Raw genomic sequence first — 19,722 nt, 5'->3', positions numbered from 1 at the left:
TCCTAAAGACACAATACACTATCAGAACTAAATAACAAACCCGTAGTTGAGCAGCTTCGTCGCGTCCGTCTTGCGCGTGGTCAAGTTGGTCGAGGTGAGGACCGTGCCGATGACCGTCTTGCCGTTCCGCGTGGCCGCGAAGACCAGGCAGTACTTGGCCTCCGGGCCGGAACCGGTCTTCACGCCGATCGCGCCGGTGTAGCTCGCGAGCAGCGGGTTGGTGTTCTCCCACGCGGCCATCGTCCGCGTGCCGCCGGACTTCGTGGTCGTCTTCGCCGTGTACTTCTTCGTCTTGACGACCGTGCGGAACGTGGAGTTCTTCATGGCGTTGCTGGCGAGCTTCGTCAGGTCGCGCGGCGTGGAGTAGTTGCTGCCGTTGCCGATGCCGTCGAACGAGTCGAAGTGGGTGTTCTTCAGACCCAGGTTCTTGGCCGTGGTGTTCATCTTGCCGATGAACGACTTCACGCGCGCCGCCCGCGTCGAGCCCGAGCCGAACTTGTCGGCGAGCGCGTACGCCGCGTCGCAGCCGGACGGCAGCATCAGCCCGTACAGCAGCTGGCGGACGGTGACCTTGTCGCCGACGATCAACTTGGCGTTCGACGCCCAGTTGTTGTCGACGATGTAGTCGCTGTACGCCTTCTGGACCGTGACCTTGCTGTCCAGGTTGAGATTCGACTGCTTCAGCACCACCAGGGCCGTCATGATCTTGGTGGTCGAGCCGGTGGAGCGACGCGTGTCGGCAGCCTTGGTGTAGAGCGACTTGCCGGTCGCGTTGTTCATCACGTAGCCGCCCTTGGCGGCGATCGTGGGCGCCGTGGCGGCCTGCGCCGGCGCAACGGTGAGGGCTCCGGTCGCGAGCATGGCGCCGGTGGTGACGGCGACGGCCGCGGCTCTACGGAGACGGGTGCCCTTAATGCCGGTTATCAAGTGAAGTACCCCGATTGCGTTGAATGCCCCAGGCGTGCGGCCGAATTGAGGACGAGGGGAAGGGGAGCCGCACGTGTCTGACTCGTAACTAGCACAGTTGGTTGTGCCGTTGCCGAGGGGGACCCGCCCTTTGCCACAGACGTGTGACATTCGAGGCCGCGTGAGTCCGCATCCTGGACGGATACATCCATGCGTACCTGTTGTATCTATGCTGTCGGCATGACCCTGGCCGTGAAGCACCCTCCCGCCGCCGACCGTGTGTACACCCACGTGAAGCAGGGCGTCCTGGAGCGCCGCTACGAGGGCGGGACCCTGCTCACCGAGGGCGAACTCGCCGAAGCCGTCGGGGTCTCCCGCACCCCGGTGCGCGAGGCGCTGCTCCGGCTGGAGGTCGAAGGACTGATCAGGCTCTACCCGAAGAAGGGCGCCCTCGTGCTGCCCGTCTCCGCGCAGGAGATCGCCGACGTCGTGGAGACCCGGCTGCTCGTCGAGGAACACGCGGCGCGCAAGGCCGTGCCCGCGCCCCCCGGGCTCATCGAGCGCCTCGAAGCGCTCCTCGCCCGGCAGAAGGAGCAGGCCGCCGCCGGAGACCTGGCCGCGGCCGCCGTCACCGACCGTTGCTTCCACGCCGAGATCGTCCGCAGCGGCGGCAACGAGATCCTCTCCCGCCTCTACGACCAACTGCGCGACCGCCAGCTGCGCATGGGCGTCGCCGTCCTGCACTCCCACCCCGACCGGATCGCCAAGACCCTCACCGAACACGAGGAGATCCTCGAAGCACTGCGCTCCGGGGACGCCGAGGCGGCCGTCGGACTCGTCCACCGCCACGTCAGCTGGTTCTCGCACCTGGCGCGGGGGGAGGTCCGATGAGTGCCGGCATACTGCCGGGCGATCCTCCGGGCGGCCGGCGGGCCCTGGCCGTCTGGGGCACGGGCGTCTCGGTCTACTTCGTCGCGGTCATCTTCCGCACGTCCCTGGGCGTGGCCGGCCTCGACGCCGCCGACCGCTTCCACGTCAACGCCTCCGCCCTGTCCACCTTCTCCATCCTCCAGCTGCTGGTCTACGCGGGCATGCAGATACCCGTCGGCCTGCTCGTGGACCGGCTCGGCACCAAGAAGGTGCTGGCCCTCGGGGCGGTGCTGTTCACGGCCGGGCAGGTCGGCTTCGCGTTCTCCCCGTCGTACGGCATGGCCCTCGCCTCCCGGGCGCTGCTCGGCTGCGGTGACGCGCTGACGTTCATCAGCGTGCTGCGGCTGGGCACCCGGTGGTTCCCGGCCCGGCGCGGGCCGCTCGTCGCCCAGTTCTCGGGCCTGGTGGGCATGGCCGGCAACCTCGTCTCCACGCTCGTCCTGGCCCGGCTGCTGCACGGCATCGGCTGGACGGCCGCGTTCGCGGGCAGCGCGGTCGCCGGAGCCGTGGTGTTCGTGCTGGTACTGCTGTTCCTGAAGGACCACCCGGAGGGCCACGAGCCGGAACCCCTCCCGCACCAGGGCGCGGCCTACGTACGGCGCCAGATCGCCGCCTCCTGGCGGGAGCCGGGGACCCGGCTCGGCATGTGGGTGCACTTCACGACCCAGTTCCCGGCGATGGTCTTCCTGCTGCTGTGGGGCCTGCCGTTCCTCGTCGAGGCACAGGGGCTGTCCCGCGCCACCGCCGGTGAACTCCTCACGCTCGTCGTGCTGTCGAACATGGGCGTGGGCATGATCTACGGCCAGATCGTCGCCCGGCACCACGAGGCGCGCCTGCCCATCGCGCTCGGCACGGTCGGCACGACGGCGGCCCTGTGGGCGGCGACACTGGCCTACCCCGGCGAGCACGCCCCTATGTGGCTGCTGATCGCGCTGTGCACGGTCCTCGGGGCGTGCGGGCCCGCGTCGATGATCGGCTTCGACTTCGCCCGCCCGGCGAACCCGCCCGAGCGGCAGGGCACCGCCTCCGGCATCACCAACATGGGCGGCTTCGTGGCCTCCATGACCACGCTGTTCGCCGTCGGTGTCCTGCTGGACGCCACCGGAGACGACTACGGCATCGCCTTCTCGGCGGTGTTCGTGCTCCAGGCCCTCGGCGTCAGCCAGATCCTGCGTCTGCGCGGGCGGGCCGCCCGACGCGAGCGCGAACGCCTGGTGGCGAGCCGGGTGGAGACGGTGCACGTACCGGCGTGACGGGTGTCAGGCGGCCGGTACGAGCGTGAGGTAGGCCAGCCCCAGCACACCGCGGTACGTCAGCCACCGGGCACGGTGCCGGTCGGCGCGCTCCCTGGTCTCGGCCGCGAGCGGGTGCCCGGGATGCCCGGCGAGCCACACCTCGACGTCCGCCAGGTACGCCGACTCGAACTCCTCCCACTCGTCGAGGCTCGCGGTCTCCGTCCACTCCGGCCTGAACCCGGCCTCGATCGCCAGGTCCACGAGGGACGCGAGGTCGGGGTGGTCGGTCACGGCGGCGTCCGGCCACATGCCGGACAGTTCGGCCGGGGTCGGGGTGCGCTGCCAGAACCCCTCACCGAGCAGGACCCGACCGCCGTCGGCGACGCGTAGGCGGAGTTCCTTCAGCGCCTCGGGGAGCCGGTCGCCGAGGGCCTGGCTCGCGCCGAGGCACAGGACGAGGTCGGCCGGGTCGTGGGGGGTCTCGGTCGCGGATCCCTCGACGAGACGGACCCGGTCGGCAAGTCCGCGTGCGGTGGCGGCCTGGCGGCCTCGGGCCAGGGCTTCCGTGTCGATGTCCATGCCGGTTCCGGTGGCGTCCGGGGTGGCGGCCAGGACGCGGAGCATGAGTTCGGCCCAGCCGCAGCCGATGTCCAGGACGCTGGTGGGGGTGTTGGCGGACAGGCGGGTGACGAGTTGGTCGGCCCTTGTTTCGGAGAGGGGGCCGTGGAAGGTGAGGCGGGTGTGGCGGGGTGGGGTTGTGGTCATGGGCGGGACGCTACGGGGGTGGTGGGCTCAAGGCATGGGGTTTTCGGGCCCGGGGAGTTGGGGCTGGGGCCGGGTGGGTGCGCAGCTCGGCGGAGCGGGGTGCCGCTGCGCCCACCCGTGCCGCCCCTAGCGGCGCGCTTGAGTCTTAGTGCGTCACCGTGAAGTTGTGCAGGATCGCCGCCGTCAGGTCCGGGTCGCCCTCCGTCTTGAGGCGGTCGGACACCGCCTCCGGCGTCACGCGGCCGCAGGCCAGGCGGACGTAGGTCTCCCAGTCGAGGGTGAGGGTCGCGGCGGGGCCCAGGGCGGGGGCCGTTTCGAGGGTGCCGCGGCCCTGGATGTCGACGCGGATCGTGCGCAGGAACTCGAGGGGGCCGTGCACATCGAAGACGACGGCCGAGCTGCGCGGCGCCTGGGCGTTCTCGGCGACCACGCGCGGGAGTTCGGAGAGCAGCACGTCACGGGCGACGTGCGCGCCGGGGGAGTCGAGGTTGCCGGGCCGGCCGAGGGCCGCGCGCAGGTCCTGCTCGTGCACCCACACGTCGAAGGCGTGCCGCCGCACGGACTCCTCGAGGGTCAGCTCCGTGCCCAGCGGGCCGCGCACCTTCGTGCCCGGGTCACGCGACTCGTTCCGCAGCTGGCGGTTGCGGCGGATGATCACGTACTCCAGCTCGGAGGTCATCTCCGGCGACGTGTGGTGACGGCGGACGTCGACCTGCATCTCCATGTAGCGCTGGTGGTCGTTCGTCACGTGGAAGAGGTCGCGCGGGAGGGTGTGGATGGGGCGCGGGTCGCCGAGCATCTCGCAGTCCAGGCCGATGACATGGGAGACCACGTCCCGCACCGACCACCCGGGGCACGGCGTCCGCCGGTTCCACTCGGCCTCCGCGAGCGGCTGGAGCAGCTCGGATATCGCATCGATGGAGTGGGTCCAGGCGTCGGCGTAGGGCTGGAGGGTGGGATGCAGACTCACGGAACGGGACCCCTCGGCGGTCGGTGCACGGGCAGGTGGTGGCGGCGTTGCCAGTGGGAGGTGGCGGCTGTCGGCGGGTGTCTTGGCAGCTAAGTTACGCTGCTGTGAGGCACCCCGGCAGTGCTTTCGTGTGACGATCGTAGGCCCGGGGGGAAGCCCATGTGGACGGGTCGAATGCCAGGACGGTGGTAGTGTGCGCGCCTCTGTGATCCAGATCGCCGTAGATGAGGGCGAATCGGTCGAATCGCGCCGACGGCGGGTGGCGTCGCTCGTCCGGGAGCAGGCCGGTGCCGATCTCGTCGTCCTGCCGGAGCTGTGGACCACGGGTGCGTTCGCCTACGAGGAGTTCGGGCGCGAGGCCGAGCCGCTCGAAGGGCCGACGTACGAGGCGATGGCGAAGGCCGCGAGCGACGCGGGCGTGTGGCTGCACGCGGGCTCCGTCCCCGAGCGCACCGCATCCGACAGCGGCTCCGCCGCGGGCGACGGACCGCTCTACAACACCTCCCTCGTCTTCTCCCCCTCCGGCGACCTGGCCGCCGCCTACCGCAAGATCCACCGCTTCGGCTTCGACAAGGGTGAGGCCGTGCTGATGGGCGCGGGTGCCGAACTGGTGACGGTGCGTCTGCCGCAGACCGTCCTGGGCCTGTCCACCTGCTACGACCTCCGTTTCCCCGAACTCTTCCGCGGTCTCGTCGACGCCGGTGCCGAGACGCTCGTGGTGTCGGCGGGCTGGCCGGAGCGCCGCCGGTCCCACTGGACGCTGCTGGCCCAGGCGCGGGCCGTCGAGAACCAGTCGTTCGTCGTCGCGTGTGGAACGGCCGGTACGCATGCCGGAGTTCCCCAGGCCGGTCACTCGATCGTGGTCGACCCGTGGGGCGAGGTGCTGGCCGAGGCCGGCGCCGACGAGGAGGTCCTCACGGTGGAGTTCGACCCGGGGAAGGTCGCGACGACCCGCGAGCAGTTCCCGGCACTGAAGGACCGCCTGCTGGGCCTGGAGCCCCCGCGCAGGCCGTAGGACCGCGACCGCCTCAGGACCTCAGTCCTCCCGTTCCTTCTCCGCGAGATGGATGACACACACCGCCACGGCGATCAGCAGCGCCGGATCCGCGTCCTCACGGACGACGTCCACGCCGTAGGTGTCCCGCAGTGTCAGCCAGCGCCGGGAGATCACCGCCAGCAGCTCACCGTCGTACTCGACGGCGAACTCCCGGTCGAGGATCTTGCCGCTCACATCCAGCTCATTGCCGTCCGCCAGGGCCACCCGGTAGTGGTTGCGCAGCAGGGACAGCCGCTTCCTGCGGATCGTCGCCAGCGGCTCCCCGGCCCGCTGCAGCACCATCGTGTCGCGCAGGGCGAGCATCTTCTGATGGATGTCGACGAGCACACGCCCCTGGACGTCCTTCAGCTCCCAGGTGTCCCGCACCCGCAGCGCCTTGCCGTCGACGAGGAACACCTTGCTGCCGCGCTCGTCCTCGATCCAGTAGTCGTCACCGAAACCGAGAAGCCGGTCGTACACGAGGAATCTCATGAGACCAGGGCTTCCCCGCGGCCCAGTCCGAAACGCCGACGATAGGCCGACGGGCTGAGTCCGGTCGCCCGCCGTAGGCGCGTGCGCAGGTTGGCGGCCGTACCGAGCCCGCTCCGGGCCGCCACCACGTCCAGCCGTTCCTCGCCCCGCTCGATCAGCCGGCAGGCCAGCGCGACGCGCTCCCCGGTCAGCCAGGCGAGTGGTGTCGTCCCCAGCTGGGAGCGGAAGCGGCGGTGGAGCGTGGCGGCGCTGACCCGCGCGCGTGCGGCCAGGTCCGCCACCGTCAGCGGCTCGCCCAGCCGCTCCTGCGCCCAGGCCAGCAGCGGGGCCAAGGACTCGTCCGGGACGTCCGGGACCGGCCGTTCCACGAACTGCCGCTGCCCGCCGTCCCGGTGCGCGGCGAACACCAGTCGCCGGGAGACGTGGTTGGCGATCTCGGCGCCGTGGTCACGCCGTACGACGTGCAGTCCCAGGTCCAGCGCCGAGGCGCTGCCGGAGGCGGTGAGGATGTCGCCGTCGTCCACGAACAGCACGTCCGGCTCCAGCCCGACCTGCGGGAACCGCGCCCGGAACGACTCCGCCCACATCCAGTGGCAGGCCGCACGGCGCCCGTCCAGCAGCCCGGCCTCAGCGATCGTGAACGCACCCGAGCAGAACCCGACGAGTCGCGCACCACGCGCGTGTGCCCGTCGTACGACGTCGAGGACACGCGGCGCCCGGGGCGTACCCGTGTCGGGCCGGTTCGGCACGATCAGGGTGTCCGCCTCCTCGGCGGCCTCCAGCCCGGCCACCCCGGTCAGGGTGAAGAAGCCGTCCCGCATGCGCGTGTGCGGTGTGGCGGCACATAGCCGGAAGCCGTACAGCTCCCGCCCGAGCTCCGGCCTGGACAGCCCGAAGATCTCGATGGCGCAGCTCATCTCGAAGGGGTTCGAGTTCTCGTCCACCAGCAGGACGACCCGGTGCGGGCGGTGCGAGGATCCTTGCGACATGTGCGATTCCTAGCACTCGTGCGGGACGTAGGGCACCCCGGAGGATCCCCCCATGACCCAGGAACCCGTCTTCCTCGCCCACGCCCTGGCCTCCTTCTCCGAGCGGTGGAGCCCTCGCATCGTCACCGCCGTCAACGACTACGACGTCCGCGTCGCGAAGGTCGAGGGCGAACACGTCTGGCACGTCCACGAGCACACCGACGAGTTCTTCCTCGTGCTCGACGGCGAACTGCACATCGGCCTGCGCGAGACGGCCGGAGAGCGCACGGTCGTGCTTACCAGGGGCAGCGTCTTCGCGGTCCCGCGCGGCACCGAACACAAGCCGTACGCGCCCGTCCCGACCGCGATCCTCATGTTCGAACCCACCGGCACCCTCACTGTCGGCGACCGTCACGACGAGCTCCCGGACCATGTGGACGCCACGACGGGGCATGCGATGACCTGACAGTCACGGAAGCTCATTACCTTTGACATTCATGTTCGTTCACAGAGTGAGCAACTCTGGGAGGGGACATGAGGCAACCGGATATCAGCGCCGACCTGTACTTACGGCTTTCCGTGGACCGGGAGGGAAAGACTGCCATCGAGCGGCAGGAAGCCGACTGCCGTGCTTGGGCCGCTCGGAACGGGCTGGTGGTTCGCCAGGTACACGTCGACCGGGGCCGCTCCGGCTACAAGGACGTGACCCGCAAGGGCTTCGAGGGTGCCAGAGCGGCTGTGACCTCAGGCGCTGTCCGGACGCTGATCGTGTGGAAGCTGGATCGCCTCAGTCGCAAGGGCACAGCGGAAGTCGGACCCCTTCTGGACGAGTTCGACTTGAACCACAGCCGACTGGTCTCCGTCATGGATGGCCTGGATTCGAGCTCGCCCGGAGACAGGCTCGCCATGGCCTCCCTGTCGGAGTGGGCACGAGCCGAGGCGGAGACCCAGGGTGAACGCATCCGGCATGCCAAGCAGTACCTGCGCAGCCGGGGGCGGTGGATCGGAGGACAGCCGCCTTACGGACTCCGCGTCGACGCCGCGTCGGGGCAGCTGACGCCCGACCCCGAGTCCGCTGTGTACGCACGCCTGATCGCGGACGAGGCCCTCTCCGGCCGCCCGCTGGTGAAGATCGCCAGGCTGCTGAATGAATATGAGATCGCCGCGCCCAGAGGAGGTCTTTGGCAAGTGGGGTCACTGTCTCAACTGCTCCGGGCCCCGGCCTTCGCCGGACTGCTGCCCGAAACGGAGACCGTGTGGGACGAGAAGCGCGACTGCCGCAGGTACACAGGCGTTGTCCGGCCCTGTCTGGATCCGCAGACGGGGCAACCGGTCATGGTCGGCGAAGGAATTGTCACTCTGGAGGAACAACAGCGGATCGTCGCGGAACTGGAATCCAGAACCCGCCTGCGAGGCGACGGCGTGAAGCGGCCTGTGCGGGGACCGGCCCACTTGCTGACCGGACTGCTGTACTGCGATGTCGAGGGCTGTGGAGCGCGCATGAGCAGGAACGGGACGTCGTACGTGTGCCAGGGCGTGCGGTTGGGACACACCTGCCCGGGAGCACGGGCGATGGCCATCAGCGTCGAAGCGGCCGTAGTGGCTGCGGTGCTCATCCGACAACCGGGGGTGGCGGCGGAGTGGAACGACGGAGACATTCCGCGGAAGCGGGCGCTGCTGTCCGAAGTGGTGGAGAGAGTTTGGGTCACCAGAGCTGAAGGGAGAGGCCGACGGTTCGAGCCGGACAAGCGGCTTCGGATCGTCTGGGCTGCCGAAGGATCGCACGGAGGAGCCTCCCACCAGGTGTGATTGGCTGGGGTCATGGCAAAGCGTGCACCTGTCCGTGCCCCCGAGCTCATCGGCAAGGGCGGATGGATCAACACAGGGGACAAGGAACTCAGCCTTGCGGAGCTCCGCGGCCGGGTCGTAATTGTTGATTTCTGGACATTTTGTTGCGTGAACTGCCTGCACGTCCTGGATGAGCTCCGAGAGCTCGAGGAGAAGCACCGGGACACGGTCGTCGTCATCGGGGTGCACTCGCCGAAGTTCGTGCACGAGGCCGAGCATCAGGCGGTCGTCGATGCCGTGGAGCGGTACGGGGTGGAGCATCCGGTGCTCGACGACCCGGAACTCTCGACGTGGAAGCAGTACGCCGTGCGGGCCTGGCCGACGCTCGTCGTGATCGACCCCGAGGGGTATGTGGTCGCGCAGCACGCCGGTGAGGGGCATGTGCACGCCATTGAGCGGCTGGTCGAGGAGCTGGAGACCGAGCACGCCGCCAAGGGCACGCTGCGGCGCGGGGACGGGCCGTACGTGGCGCCGGAGCCGGAGCCGACGGCGTTGCGGTTCCCGGGGAAGGCCGTGCCGCTGCCGTCGGGGAACTACCTGGTGAGCGACACCACCCGGCATCAGCTGGTGGAGCTCGCCGAGGACGGCGAGAGCGTGGTGCGCAGGATCGGGTCCGGGGCGCGCGGGTTCGCCGACGGCGGCGAAGGCACCGCGGCCTTCAACGAGCCGCAGGGGATCGCCCTGCTCGACGACGGCTCCGTGGTCGTCGCCGACACCGTCAACCACGCGCTGCGGCGGCTGGACCTCACCACCGGCGAGGTCACCACCCTCGCCGGCACGGGCCGGCAGTGGTGGCAGGGCTCACCCACCTCGGGCCCGGCCCGCGAGGTCGACCTCTCCTCCCCCTGGGACGTCGCCTGGTGGCAGGAGAAGATCTGGATCGCCATGGCCGGTGTGCATCAGCTGTGGGTGTACGACCCGGCTGACGCCACGGTGGCCGTCGCCGCCGGGACCACCAACGAGGGGCTGGTGGACGGGCCGGGCGGCGAGGCCTGGTTCGCGCAGCCGTCCGGGCTGGCCGCGACACCGGAGCGGCTCTGGCTGGCCGACTCCGAGACGTCGGCCCTGCGCTGGGTGGAGCCGGACGGTTCGGTCCACACGGCCGTCGGCACCGGCCTGTTCGACTTCGGGCACCGGGACGGCGCCGCCGAACAGGCCCTGCTGCAGCACCCGTTGGGTGTCACCGCGCTGCCGGACGGGTCCGTCGCGGTCTGCGACACGTACAACCACGCCCTGCGCCGCTACGACCCGGCGACCGGTGAGGTGACGACCCTGGCCACGGACCTGCGCGAGCCCAGCGACGCGGTGCTCGCCGGCGACGACATCGTGGTCGTGGAATCGGCCCGGCACCGGCTGACCCGGCTGCGGCTGCCCGAGGAGGCCGTGCGGGTGCCGGACGTGGCCCACCGCACGCAGCGGGAGGCCACCGAGGTCACCGCCGGGCGACTCCGACTGGACGTGATCTTCCAGGCCCCGGCGGGCCAGAAGCTGGACACCCGCTACGGGCCCTCGACGCGTCTGCTCGTCTCGTCCACCCCGCCGGAGCTGCTGCGCAGCGGCGAGGGCGCGGGAACAGACCTCTCCCGCGCCCTCGACCTCGACCCTGCCGTGAAGGAGGGTGTGCTGCACGTCTCCGCGATGGCCGCCTCCTGCGACGACGACCCGGCCAACGAGTACCCCGCCTGCCACGTCCACCAGCAGGACTGGGGCGTACCCGTCCGCCTCACGGAGGCGGGGACGGACCGGCTGCCGCTGGTGCTGGCCGGGATGGACGCCTGATCCGGCGGATCTTCCTGGGCGTCACACCCCGTATCCGTCGCTGTAGCCGTCGCGCGGGTGCCGTCCGTCGTTCGCGACCGGCGTCGTGGGGGGCACCACCACGCGCCGGCGCCTGGCGATACTGCTGAACGTCGTGACGCCGATCAGTCCGACGATCATCAGAATGATGCCGACCAGGTCGAGGTTGACCCCCTGCATGTCCCAGTCGGTCGCGAACGTGAGGATGGCTCCCACGGCGATGAGGATGATGCATCCGCCGAGGCCCATGTTGTGTCGCCTCCCTGTACGGCCCGGTCCTTCCGGCCCGCACACCGGGTACCCCGGTAGGCAACACCCATGCGGTGACGCCTCGTTCCGCCTCTCGGGCTACCGCTCCAGGAACGCCGTCAGCGCGTTCGCGAGGAGGAACGGGTCGTCGGCGCCGCACAGTTCGCGGACGCTGTGCATCGACAGGATGGCCACGCCGATGTCGACGGTCTTGATGCCGTGCCGGGCGGCGGTGATCGGGCCGATCGTGGTGCCGCAGGGCATGGAGTTGTTGGAGACGAAGGACTGGAAGGGCACGCCCGCCTGCCCGCAGGCCGCCGCGAACTCGGCGCGGCCCGAACCGTCCGTGGCGTAGCGGTTGTTGACGTTGACCTTGAGGATCGGGCCGCCGTTGACACGTGGGTGGTGCGTCGGGTCGTGCCGCTCCGCGTAGTTGGGGTGGACGGCGTGGCCCGTGTCGGAGGACAGACAGACCGTGCCGGCGAAGGCGCGGGCCCGGTCCTCGTAGGAGCCGCCGCGTGCGAACACCGACCGCTCCAGCACGTTGCCGAGCAGCGGCCCGTCCGCGCCGGTGTCCGACTGGGAGCCGTTCTCCTCGTGGTCGAAGGCGGCCAGGACCGGGATGGACGCCGGGTTCGACGCGCCGGAGGCCACGGCCGCGAGGGCCGCCGTGCCGGCGTGCACCGAGAGCAGGTTGTCCATGCGCGGGCCGGCCAGCAGTTCGCGGTCGCGGCCCAGGTAGGCGGGCGGTTCCACGGAGTGCGTCATCAGGTCCCAGCCGGTGACCTCGCCCGCGGGGAGGCCGGCCGTCTCCTCCAGGAAGGCGATCAGGTCGCCGTCGCGGACGTCGTTGCCGAGGCCCCAGATCGGCTGCAGGTGCCGCTGCTTGTCGAGCTTGAGTCCGTCCGCCGTCACCGAGCGGTCCAGGTGGATGGCGAGCTGCGGGACGCGCAGCAGCGGCCGGTCGACGTCGACCAGGCGCGTCGAGCCGTCGCGCAGGGTCAGCCGGCCGGCGAGGCCAAGGTCGCGGTCCAGCCAGGAGTTGAGCAGCGGTCCGCCGTAGATCTCCACGGCCACCTGGCGCCAGCCGTGCGCCCCGCTGTCGGGGAGCGGCTTGACGCGCAGGTTGGGGGAGTCGGTGTGGGCGCCGACGATCCGGAACGGCGTGTGGGGCGCGGCGCCCTCCGGCACGTACCAGGCGACGATCGCGCCGCCGCGCAGCACGTACTTGCCGCCGCTCGTCCCCTCCCAGGCGTCCGTCTCCGCGACCTGCCGGAAGCCCGCCTTCTCCAGCCGCTCGGCGGCGGTCGCCACGGCGTGGTACGGCGACGGGCTCGCCGCCAGGAAGGTCATGAGGTCGTCGGTGTGGCCGCGGTCGAAGCGGGCTGGTTCGCTCATGGGTTCACCTTAACGACGGACGAGGGCCTGTTCCCGGGGAAGAGAACAGGCCCTCGAACAGAGAGACGGAGAGAGGTGGCGGAGGACTAGAACGCGGCCTCGTCCAGCTCCATCAGGTCCAGCTCGACGCCTTCGGCGATCTTGCGGGCCAGGGTGACGCCGGGCAGGACGTTGGCCGCGAAGAACTTCGCCGCGGCGATCTTGCCGGTGTAGAAGGCCACGTCCTTGGAGGACACAGCCTTGGCGGTGGCCGTCTCCAGCTTCTCGGCGGCGACCGCGGCCCCCTTGAGCAGCAGGTAGCCGACGACGACGTCACCGGAGGCCATCAGCAGGCGGGTGGTGTTCAGGCCCACCTTGTAGATGTTCTTGACGTCCTGCTCGGTGGCCGCGAGGTCGGTGAGCATCAGGCCGACGATGGCCTCCAGCTCGACGGCCGCCTTGGCGAGGTGCTCGCGGGCACCGGCCAGTTCCTCGCCGCCCGTGCCGAGGGCCAGGAACTTCTTGATGTCCTCGGCGAGGGAGTTCAGCGCGGCGCCCTGGTTGCGGACGATCTTCCGGAAGAAGAAGTCCTGGCCCTGGATCGCCGTGGTGCCCTCGTACAGGGTGTCGATCTTGGAGTCCCGGATGTACTGCTCGATCGGGTACTCCTGGAGGAAGCCGGAGCCGCCGAAGGTCTGCAGCGACTGGGCGAGCTGCTCGTAGCCCTTCTCGGAGCCGTAGCCCTTGACGATGGGCAGCAGCAGGTCGTTCAGGGCCTCCAGGTCGGAGATGTCCTCGCTCGCGGCCTCCTTGACCTGGATCTCGTCCTGGACGGAGGCCGTGTAGAGCACCAGGGCGCGCATGCCCTCCGCGTACGCCTTCTGCGTCATGAGGGAGCGGCGCACGTCGGGGTGGTGGGTGACGGTGACCTTGGGCGCGGTCTTGTCCATGAAGTTCGCCAGGTCGGGGCCCTGGACGCGCTCCTTGGCGTACTCCAGCGCGTTCAGGTAGCCCGTGGAGAGCGTGGAGATCGCCTTCGTGCCGACCATCATGCGGGCGAACTCGATGATGCGGAACATCTGGCGGATGCCGTCGTGCTTGTCGCCGATCAGCCAGCCCTTGGCGGGGTGCTGGTCGCCGAAGGTCATCTCGCAGGTGTTGGAGGCCTTCAGGCCCATCTTGTGCTCGACGTTGGTGGCGTAGGCGCCGTTGCGCTCGCCCAGCTCGCCGGTCTCGAAGTCGAAGAGGTACTTCGGGACGAGGAAGAGGGACAGGCCCTTGGTGCCGGGGCCGGCGCCCTCGGGGCGGGCCAGCACGTAGTGGAGGATGTTCTCCGACATGTCGTGCTCACCGGACGTGATGAAGCGCTTCACGCCCTCGATGTGCCAGGAGCCGTCCTCCTGCTGCACGGCCTTGGTGCGGCCGGCGCCCACGTCGGAGCCCGCGTCGGGCTCGGTGAGCACCATCGTGGAGCCCCACTGCTTCTCCGTGGCGAACTTGGCTATGTGCTTCTGGACCTCGTTGCCCTCCTCGAAGAGGATGCCGGCGAAGGCCGGGCCCGAGGAGTACATCCACACGGCCGGGTTGGCGCCCAGGATGAGCTCGGCGTACGCCCAGATCAGGGAGCGGGGCGAGGTGGTGCCGCCGATCTCCTCGGGCAGGCCGAGGCGCCAGTACTCGGAGTCCATGAAGGCCTGGTAGCTCTTCTTGAAGGACGCGGGGACCGGCGCGGTGTTGGTCTCCGGGTCGAAGACCGGCGGGTTGCGGTCGGCGTCGATGAAGGACTCCGCCAGCTCGTTCTCCGAGAGACGGGTCAGCTCCTCCAGGATGCTCTTCGCGGTCTCGACGTCCATCTCCCCGAACGGACCGGTGCCGTACACCTTGTCCCGCCCGAGTACCTCGAAGAGGTTGAACTCGATGTCGCGGAGATTCGACTTGTAGTGCCCCATGGCGACGGCTCCCGGCTCCGTAGAGAGATCGGCGAGGCACTGGATCCTCGCGCTAGTTCACGTACCAACAAGTAGCTACGATGATGCTACCCGTCGGTAATAAGAAGCAACCCCGAACCGGTCATCTGTGACGCGTGGCTCATACCGGCATCGTGGAGGCACGGAGCCCCGCTCTCGGTACGCTTGCGCCCATGTACGGCTACGACCAGACAGCGGGCCCGCAAGCGCAGTACGCCCCTCCGCAGCAGCCGATGTCCGGCGGGTACGGGCAGCAGCCGCCGCTGTACCCCGAGCCGTCCCCGCCCTCCCTCACGGACGCGGTGCGGGCGTTCACGACCGGGCAGATGGCCGCCGAGGACTTCCAGCAGGCCTTCGCGACGTCGAAGGTCTACTGCCCGCGCGGCGACAACCCCGGCTTCCTCGCGCTGCACAACACCCAGCAGCCGGTGATCCCGATGTTCAGCACGCTCAAGGAGCTGCGCCGGTACGCGGGCAAGGAGTCCAAGTACTTCGTGATCACCGGTTCCGAGGTGCTGGACCTGCTGCCGACCGGCTACGGGTTCGTCCTCGACATGGAGGGCGAGCACCGGATGGTGTTCGACGCGAAGGCCGTCGAGCAGATGGTCGAGTTCGCGATGCGCCGTATGTATGGCGGCTGACCTGCCTATTTCGGCAGGCGCAGTGCCAGGCCGTCCAGGACGACCTCCAGGCCGTAGGTGAACTTGTCGTCCCGGATCCGGGCGGGGTCGATGGCCTGGCCGGCGTTCCTGGCGTCGGCTGCCGCCAGGTGGTCGTATTCGGCGGAGGCCTCCCGGGCCGCGGGCAGCAGCCGGGCGACGAACTCCGACTCGGTCTCGCCGGAGCGGGCGACCGTGGTGAGCCAGGCGGCCTCCGTGGTGCTCATGCCGATGACGTACGAGAAGACCGCGTCGATCGCGCGGCTCGGCTCGGGGAATCCCGCCGCGGTGAACAGCGCCGCGAGCCGCTCGGAGAAGGTCATGTAGTTGGGCCCGAGGTAGGCGAGCCCGGCCTGGCCCAGGACCAGGGTCAGCCAGGGGTGCCGTAGCGCCGTCGTACGGAAGGATCCCGCGGCCTCGGTCACCGCCGCGCGCCAGTCGGGGCCGCCGGCCTGCGGGACGTGGATCTCGGCGGCGACCTCGTCCACCGCCAGCTCCATCAGCTCGTCCTTCGTGGCGACGTGCCGGTAGAGGGACGTCGCGCCGGCGTTCAGGCGGGCGCCGAGCTTGCGCATGCTGAGCGCCTCGATGCCGTCGGCGTCGAGCATCGCGATCGCCTCCCGCACGATCGCGTCCCTGCTGAGCGCGGGCTGGTCGGAGCGGCGCTGCTCGCGGGTCCATACGGACGGGATGGGGTTCTTGTCCTTCGTCCTGCTCATCGCGAGTTCCTCCTGCTGCTCATCGTGAGTCCTCCTGCCGGACCTCGGCTCTTTGGTGCGAACAGCGTGCGCATTCAGCGTACAGAACTCAAGGGTTGCGCACACTGTTCCGATGTGCGTACAGTGTGCGCATCGAAGGAACGGTGTTCGCGGGAGGGGAAACGGAAATGGACGCTCGTAATCCACGCCGCTGGTGGATCCTGGTGGTGCTCTGCCTCAGCACGCTCGTGCTGGTCGTCGACAACATGGCGCTGACGGTGGCGGTGCCCACGCTGACCGAGGACATCGGGGCGAGCGCCCAGAGCATGCAGTGGATCCTCGACTCCTACATCCTGGTCTTCGCCGGACTGCTGCTGACCTCGGGAAGCCTGGGGGACCGGTTCGGGCGCCGGAAGGTGATGCTGATCGGCCTGATGCTCTTCGGGGCGGCCTCGCTGGGGGCGGTGTTCTGCTCCACGCCGGGTGAGCTGATCGCGGTGCGGATCGTGATGGGGGTCGGCGGTGCGCTGATCATGCCGTCGACGCTGTCCATCCTGATCACCGTCTTCGAGGAGGACGAGCGGCCCAAGGCGATGGCGGCCTGGGGCTCGGTGTCGATGCTGGGGCTGGTCGGCAGCCCGGTCCTCGGCGGTGTGCTGATCGACCACTTCGCCTGGCAGGCCGTCTTCCTGATCAACGTCCCGATCGTCGCGCTGGCGCTGCTGGCCGGTGTGCTGCTGATGCCGGAGTCCAAGGCGCCGTGGCAGAAGCCGGACCCGCTGGGCGCGGTGCTGTCGGCCGTGGGCATGACCGCCCTGGTGTGGTGGATCATCGAGATCCCGCAGCACGGCGCCTTCGAAGGCCGTTCCCTGCTGGTCCTGGCCGTCGCGGTGGCCGCCCTGGCCGGCTTCGTGATCTGGGAGAACGTCACCGCCTCGCCGATGGTCCCGCTGGTCCTCTTCAAGAACCGCAACTTCAGCGGGGGCTCGCTCTCCCTGTCGCTCGTCCAGATCGGCAACGCCGGCCTGCTGCTGGTCCTGACCCAGTACCTCCAGTTCGTGCTCGGCTACTCCGCCGTCAAGGCGGGCCTGGCCTTCCTGCCGCTGGCCGTGGCCGCGCTGGCCGGTAACGCCGCCGGGGCCCAGCTCGCCGTGAAGGCCGGGAACCGGGTCGTCATCCTCGCCGGGATGCTGCTGATGGCCGCCTCCTTCGGGCTGCTGACCACGCTCAGCGCCGACAGCGGGTTCACGGTCCCGGCCGTGGCGCTCGGGATCCTGGGCCTCGGTGCGGGCCTCGCCATGCCGGCCGCGGTGGCCGCGCTGATGGGCACCATCCCCGAGGACAAGGCGGGCGTCGGCTCGGCCCTCAACGACACCATCCAGCAGTCCGGCACCGCCCTCGGTATCGCGATCCTCGGCTCCCTGCTCTCCAGCGGCTACGCCGACGCGATGCCGGCCGGCGCCCCCGAGCAGGCGAAGGAGTCGATCGGCGGGGCCCTGGCGGTCGCCAGCGGCGACACGGGCCTGGTCCGGGCGGCCCGCGAGGCCTTCACCGCCTCGATGTCGACGACCTTCACGATCAGCGCGATCGGTGTCCTGGCGGCGGCCGTGGTGGCCACGCTGGTGATGCGGGACCGCAAGGCCGAGCCCTCCGGGGCCGAGAATGAGGATCACCGGCTGGCTGCCTGACCTCGGCGGACGAAGGCCGGCACCCCACTTCGGGGTGTCGGCCTTCCGTCATGCCGGTGTCCATGTCGGTCTTCCGGGGTTCGGGCCGTCCTCCGCTGGGAATGCCCTCCCGGTTTTCTCTGTTTGGGGTGGCAGGAAGTTCAACGCTCAACTAAACTTGGGCGTACACGAGGAGGAACCGACATGCCTGCAGTGACCGTCGAGAACCCGTTGACGCTGCCCCGCGTGACCGCGCCGACCGACGCCGTGGCACGTCCCGTGCTCGCCGTCACGACCGCTCCGAGCGGTTTCGAGGGCGAGGGCTTCCCGGTGCGCCGGGCGTTCGCGGGGATCAACTACCGTCATCTCGACCCGTTCATCATGATGGACCAGATGGGCGAGGTGGAGTACGCGCCGGGTGAGCCGAAGGGCACGCCCTGGCACCCGCACCGCGGCTTCGAGACCGTCACGTACATCATCGACGGGATCTTCGACCACCAGGACAGCCAGGGTGGTGGCGGCACCATCACCAACGGCGACACCCAGTGGATGACGGCCGGCTCGGGCCTGCTGCACATCGAGGCCCCACCGGAGCATCTCGTCATGTCCGGCGGGCTCTTCCACGGCCTCCAGCTGTGGGTGAACCTCCCGGCCAAGGACAAGATGATGGCGCCGAGGTACCAGGACATCAGGGGTGGCAACGTCCAGCTGCTCACCACGCCCGACGGCGGGGCGCTGCTGCGGATCATCGCCGGTGAGCTGGACGGGCACGCGGGCCCGGGCGTCACGCACACCCCGATCACGATGGTCCACGCGACCCTCGCGCCGGGTGCGGAGCTGACCCTGCCGTGGCGTGAGGACTTCAACGGCCTGGCGTACGTCCTGGCCGGCCGGGGCAGCGTCGGAGCCGACCGCCGCCCGGTCCACACGGGCCAGACGGCCGTCTTCGGCGCGGGCTCCTCGCTGACCGTCCGCGCGGACGAGAAGCAGGACTCGAACACGCCGGACATGGAGGTCGTCCTGCTCGGCGGCCAGCCGATCCGCGAACCCATGGCCCACTACGGCCCGTTCGTCATGAACACCCGTGAGGAACTCCAGCAGGCGTTCGAGGACTTCCAGAAGGGCCGGCTGGGCACGATCCCGGCCGTGCACGGAATGACGGAGGGCGGCCTTTAAGCGCCGCTGAGCCGGGTACGGTACGACAAGGCCCGAAGCCGCAAGTTCGAGTTGCGACTTCGGGCCTGTCTTGTCGGTGTTGCTACGGCAGCACGTAGAACGGAGCGCCGTTCGGGGCGCGTCCCACCTGTCGCACGCATTCCTGCTCGGACAGCAGCTCAAGGCTGTCGTGGACGCGGTCGGTCGACAGCCCGGTGCAGACGGAGATCTCCTCCGCGCTGTAACCGGCGCCGCCGTGCAGCAGCGCCGGCGCCAGGTGGGCGGCCACCGCGTGGACGTCCTCGGTGACGACGAGGTTCCTGGCCTTCCAGTTGGCCAGAAGCTGCTGCGGTGTCAGCTCCGGGGCCTGGACGGGGCGGGTGCGGTCGTCGGAGCGGCGCAGCGTCTTGGTGATGTCGCGGAGCATCTCGACGATCGTGTTCTGCTTGTCGTCGATCTGCCGTAGCGCCGCGTCCGTCCGGGTGCCGCGCTCTTCGAGCCGGACGAGGGCGTCGGCGAGCTGCGGGGGTACGGCGTAGGCGGTGGGGGCGGTGGGAGCGGCGGGTTGTACGGGGGCCGGTTCCAGGGAGTAGGAGCCGTCGCGCTGGATGGTGGCGATGACTTCGGAGACCCAGGTCTTGAAGGGCTGGGCCTCCGGTTTGGTGCAGCCGTTGACCAAGCGGATCAGACCCTGGAGGTCGACGAGGTTCATGTCTCGCCGCCATCCCCGACCTGCGGGAACGCTGAGAGAGTGACCTCCAGTCACTGTCTCGATATTCTCTCGGTTCTCTTCGGGGACGTGGTCGAGGAGCGCCTTCCGGGGAGTCGTGTACCCCAGCTCCTTACAGACGTCGACGGCCGGGAACCAGTGCGTCCCGTCCGGCATCGTCAGCCTCCGCACGCGTGCCCCTGTGGCCGCGTACACGAAGTCGTTGATGTCGATCGCGTCTTTGCGCGAGTTGTTCTGCTCGTTCATCGAGCATCACCTCCGCCTCGGAACGTA

The 19,722-nt window shown here is 69.7% G+C and carries 19 protein-coding genes; 9 read left to right on the top strand and 10 right to left on the bottom strand.

All coding sequences use genetic code 11. The features are described from left to right. Window positions 1-27: 27 nt before the first annotated feature. Window positions 28-927: a D-alanyl-D-alanine carboxypeptidase family protein gene (locus tag ACFT4A_RS23765; RefSeq protein WP_382833153.1), complete on the bottom strand. Its 900-nt coding sequence runs from the start codon at window positions 925-927 to the stop codon at window positions 28-30. A gap of 219 nt (window positions 928-1,146) precedes the next feature. Between ACFT4A_RS23765 and ACFT4A_RS23760 the strand changes: the two genes are divergently transcribed. Both ACFT4A_RS23760 and ACFT4A_RS23755 read left to right on the top strand, forming a co-directional pair. After that, window positions 1,147-1,797 carry a GntR family transcriptional regulator gene (locus ACFT4A_RS23760; RefSeq protein ID WP_382833151.1) on the top strand — a complete coding sequence of 217 codons (651 nt, stop codon included), beginning with the start codon at window positions 1,147-1,149 and terminating at the stop codon, window positions 1,795-1,797. Beyond that, complete coding sequence (locus tag ACFT4A_RS23755) at window positions 1,794-3,089, top strand: nitrate/nitrite transporter (protein WP_382833150.1); 1,296 nt, start codon at window positions 1,794-1,796, stop codon at window positions 3,087-3,089. Before ACFT4A_RS23760 ends, ACFT4A_RS23755 begins: the two co-directional genes overlap by 4 nt. 6 nt (window positions 3,090-3,095) lie before the next feature. Here ACFT4A_RS23755 and ACFT4A_RS23750 read toward each other — a convergent pair whose 3' ends face one another. After that, window positions 3,096-3,836: an SAM-dependent methyltransferase gene (locus ACFT4A_RS23750; RefSeq protein ID WP_382833148.1), complete on the bottom strand. Its 741-nt coding sequence runs from the start codon at window positions 3,834-3,836 to the stop codon at window positions 3,096-3,098. Window positions 3,837-3,981: 145 nt separating this feature from the next. After that, window positions 3,982-4,806, bottom strand: a complete 825-nt coding sequence (locus ACFT4A_RS23745; protein ID WP_382833146.1) for a maleylpyruvate isomerase family mycothiol-dependent enzyme — start codon at window positions 4,804-4,806, stop codon at window positions 3,982-3,984. A gap of 193 nt (window positions 4,807-4,999) precedes the next feature. Between ACFT4A_RS23745 and ACFT4A_RS23740 the strand changes: the two genes are divergently transcribed. After that, window positions 5,000-5,821 (top strand): carbon-nitrogen family hydrolase, encoded by an 822-nt coding sequence (locus tag ACFT4A_RS23740; RefSeq protein WP_382833144.1) that lies wholly within the window; start codon window positions 5,000-5,002, stop codon window positions 5,819-5,821. 21 nt (window positions 5,822-5,842) lie between these two features. On the opposite strand, the gene ACFT4A_RS23735 is transcribed toward ACFT4A_RS23740, so the two are convergent. Both ACFT4A_RS23735 and ACFT4A_RS23730 read right to left on the bottom strand, forming a co-directional pair. Further along, the gene (locus ACFT4A_RS23735) at window positions 5,843-6,334 is read right to left on the bottom strand and encodes an LURP-one-related/scramblase family protein (RefSeq protein WP_382833142.1); all 492 of its coding nucleotides are present in this window, start codon (window positions 6,332-6,334) and stop codon (window positions 5,843-5,845) included. Continuing rightward, window positions 6,331-7,323 (bottom strand): GlxA family transcriptional regulator, encoded by a 993-nt coding sequence (locus ACFT4A_RS23730; RefSeq protein ID WP_382833141.1) that lies wholly within the window; start codon window positions 7,321-7,323, stop codon window positions 6,331-6,333. Before ACFT4A_RS23730 ends, ACFT4A_RS23735 begins: the two co-directional genes overlap by 4 nt. 52 nt (window positions 7,324-7,375) lie before the next feature. On the opposite strand from ACFT4A_RS23730, the gene ACFT4A_RS23725 reads away from it, so the two are divergent. The 3 genes from ACFT4A_RS23725 (at window position 7,376) to ACFT4A_RS23715 (ending at window position 10,929) form a co-directional block, all read left to right on the top strand. Further along, window positions 7,376-7,768 (top strand): cupin domain-containing protein, encoded by a 393-nt coding sequence (locus ACFT4A_RS23725; protein WP_382833139.1) that lies wholly within the window; start codon window positions 7,376-7,378, stop codon window positions 7,766-7,768. A 68-nt stretch (window positions 7,769-7,836) separates the two neighbouring features. After that, a complete protein-coding gene (locus ACFT4A_RS23720) occupies window positions 7,837-9,111 on the top strand; it encodes a recombinase family protein (protein WP_382833137.1) in 1,275 nt (424 codons plus the stop codon). A 12-nt stretch (window positions 9,112-9,123) separates the two neighbouring features. Further along, window positions 9,124-10,929, top strand: coding sequence for an NHL domain-containing thioredoxin family protein (locus ACFT4A_RS23715; RefSeq protein WP_382833135.1), 1,806 nt, complete (start codon window positions 9,124-9,126; stop codon window positions 10,927-10,929). 21 nt (window positions 10,930-10,950) lie between these two features. On the opposite strand, the gene ACFT4A_RS23710 is transcribed toward ACFT4A_RS23715, so the two are convergent. The 3 genes from ACFT4A_RS23710 to ACFT4A_RS23700 form a co-directional block, all read right to left on the bottom strand. Next, complete coding sequence (locus tag ACFT4A_RS23710; protein ID WP_382833133.1) at window positions 10,951-11,196, bottom strand: DUF6458 family protein; 246 nt, start codon at window positions 11,194-11,196, stop codon at window positions 10,951-10,953. Window positions 11,197-11,295: 99 nt separating this feature from the next. Further along, window positions 11,296-12,594, bottom strand: coding sequence for a M18 family aminopeptidase (locus ACFT4A_RS23705; RefSeq protein WP_382833131.1), 1,299 nt, complete (start codon window positions 12,592-12,594; stop codon window positions 11,296-11,298). Between the two features lie 86 nt (window positions 12,595-12,680). Continuing rightward, a complete protein-coding gene (locus tag ACFT4A_RS23700; RefSeq protein WP_382833130.1) occupies window positions 12,681-14,522 on the bottom strand; it encodes an acyl-CoA dehydrogenase in 1,842 nt (613 codons plus the stop codon). A 191-nt stretch (window positions 14,523-14,713) separates the two neighbouring features. On the opposite strand from ACFT4A_RS23700, the gene ACFT4A_RS23695 reads away from it, so the two are divergent. Continuing rightward, complete coding sequence (locus ACFT4A_RS23695) at window positions 14,714-15,181, top strand: SseB family protein (protein WP_189727101.1); 468 nt, start codon at window positions 14,714-14,716, stop codon at window positions 15,179-15,181. Window positions 15,182-15,186: 5 nt separating this feature from the next. Here ACFT4A_RS23695 and ACFT4A_RS23690 read toward each other — a convergent pair whose 3' ends face one another. After that, window positions 15,187-15,918, bottom strand: coding sequence for a TetR/AcrR family transcriptional regulator C-terminal domain-containing protein (locus ACFT4A_RS23690; protein WP_382833128.1), 732 nt, complete (start codon window positions 15,916-15,918; stop codon window positions 15,187-15,189). A 167-nt stretch (window positions 15,919-16,085) separates the two neighbouring features. On the opposite strand from ACFT4A_RS23690, the gene ACFT4A_RS23685 reads away from it, so the two are divergent. Both ACFT4A_RS23685 and ACFT4A_RS23680 read left to right on the top strand, forming a co-directional pair. Beyond that, window positions 16,086-17,585: an MFS transporter gene (locus ACFT4A_RS23685; protein WP_382833127.1), complete on the top strand. Its 1,500-nt coding sequence runs from the start codon at window positions 16,086-16,088 to the stop codon at window positions 17,583-17,585. Between the two features lie 183 nt (window positions 17,586-17,768). Next, window positions 17,769-18,740, top strand: a complete 972-nt coding sequence (locus ACFT4A_RS23680) for a pirin family protein (RefSeq protein ID WP_215120220.1) — start codon at window positions 17,769-17,771, stop codon at window positions 18,738-18,740. An 82-nt stretch (window positions 18,741-18,822) separates the two neighbouring features. On the opposite strand, the gene ACFT4A_RS23675 is transcribed toward ACFT4A_RS23680, so the two are convergent. Continuing rightward, entirely contained in the window at window positions 18,823-19,695 is an 873-nt protein-coding gene (locus ACFT4A_RS23675; RefSeq protein ID WP_382833125.1) for a Bro-N domain-containing protein, read from the bottom strand. Window positions 19,696-19,722: the final 27 nt, after the last annotated feature.

The organism is Streptomyces sp. NPDC057099 (assembly GCF_042671245.1).
Taxonomy (GTDB): domain Bacteria; phylum Actinomycetota; class Actinomycetes; order Streptomycetales; family Streptomycetaceae; genus Streptomyces; species Streptomyces purpurascens.
The sequence above is the reverse complement of the archived record's forward strand: the minus strand, read 5'-3'. Positions and strand labels throughout refer to the sequence as shown.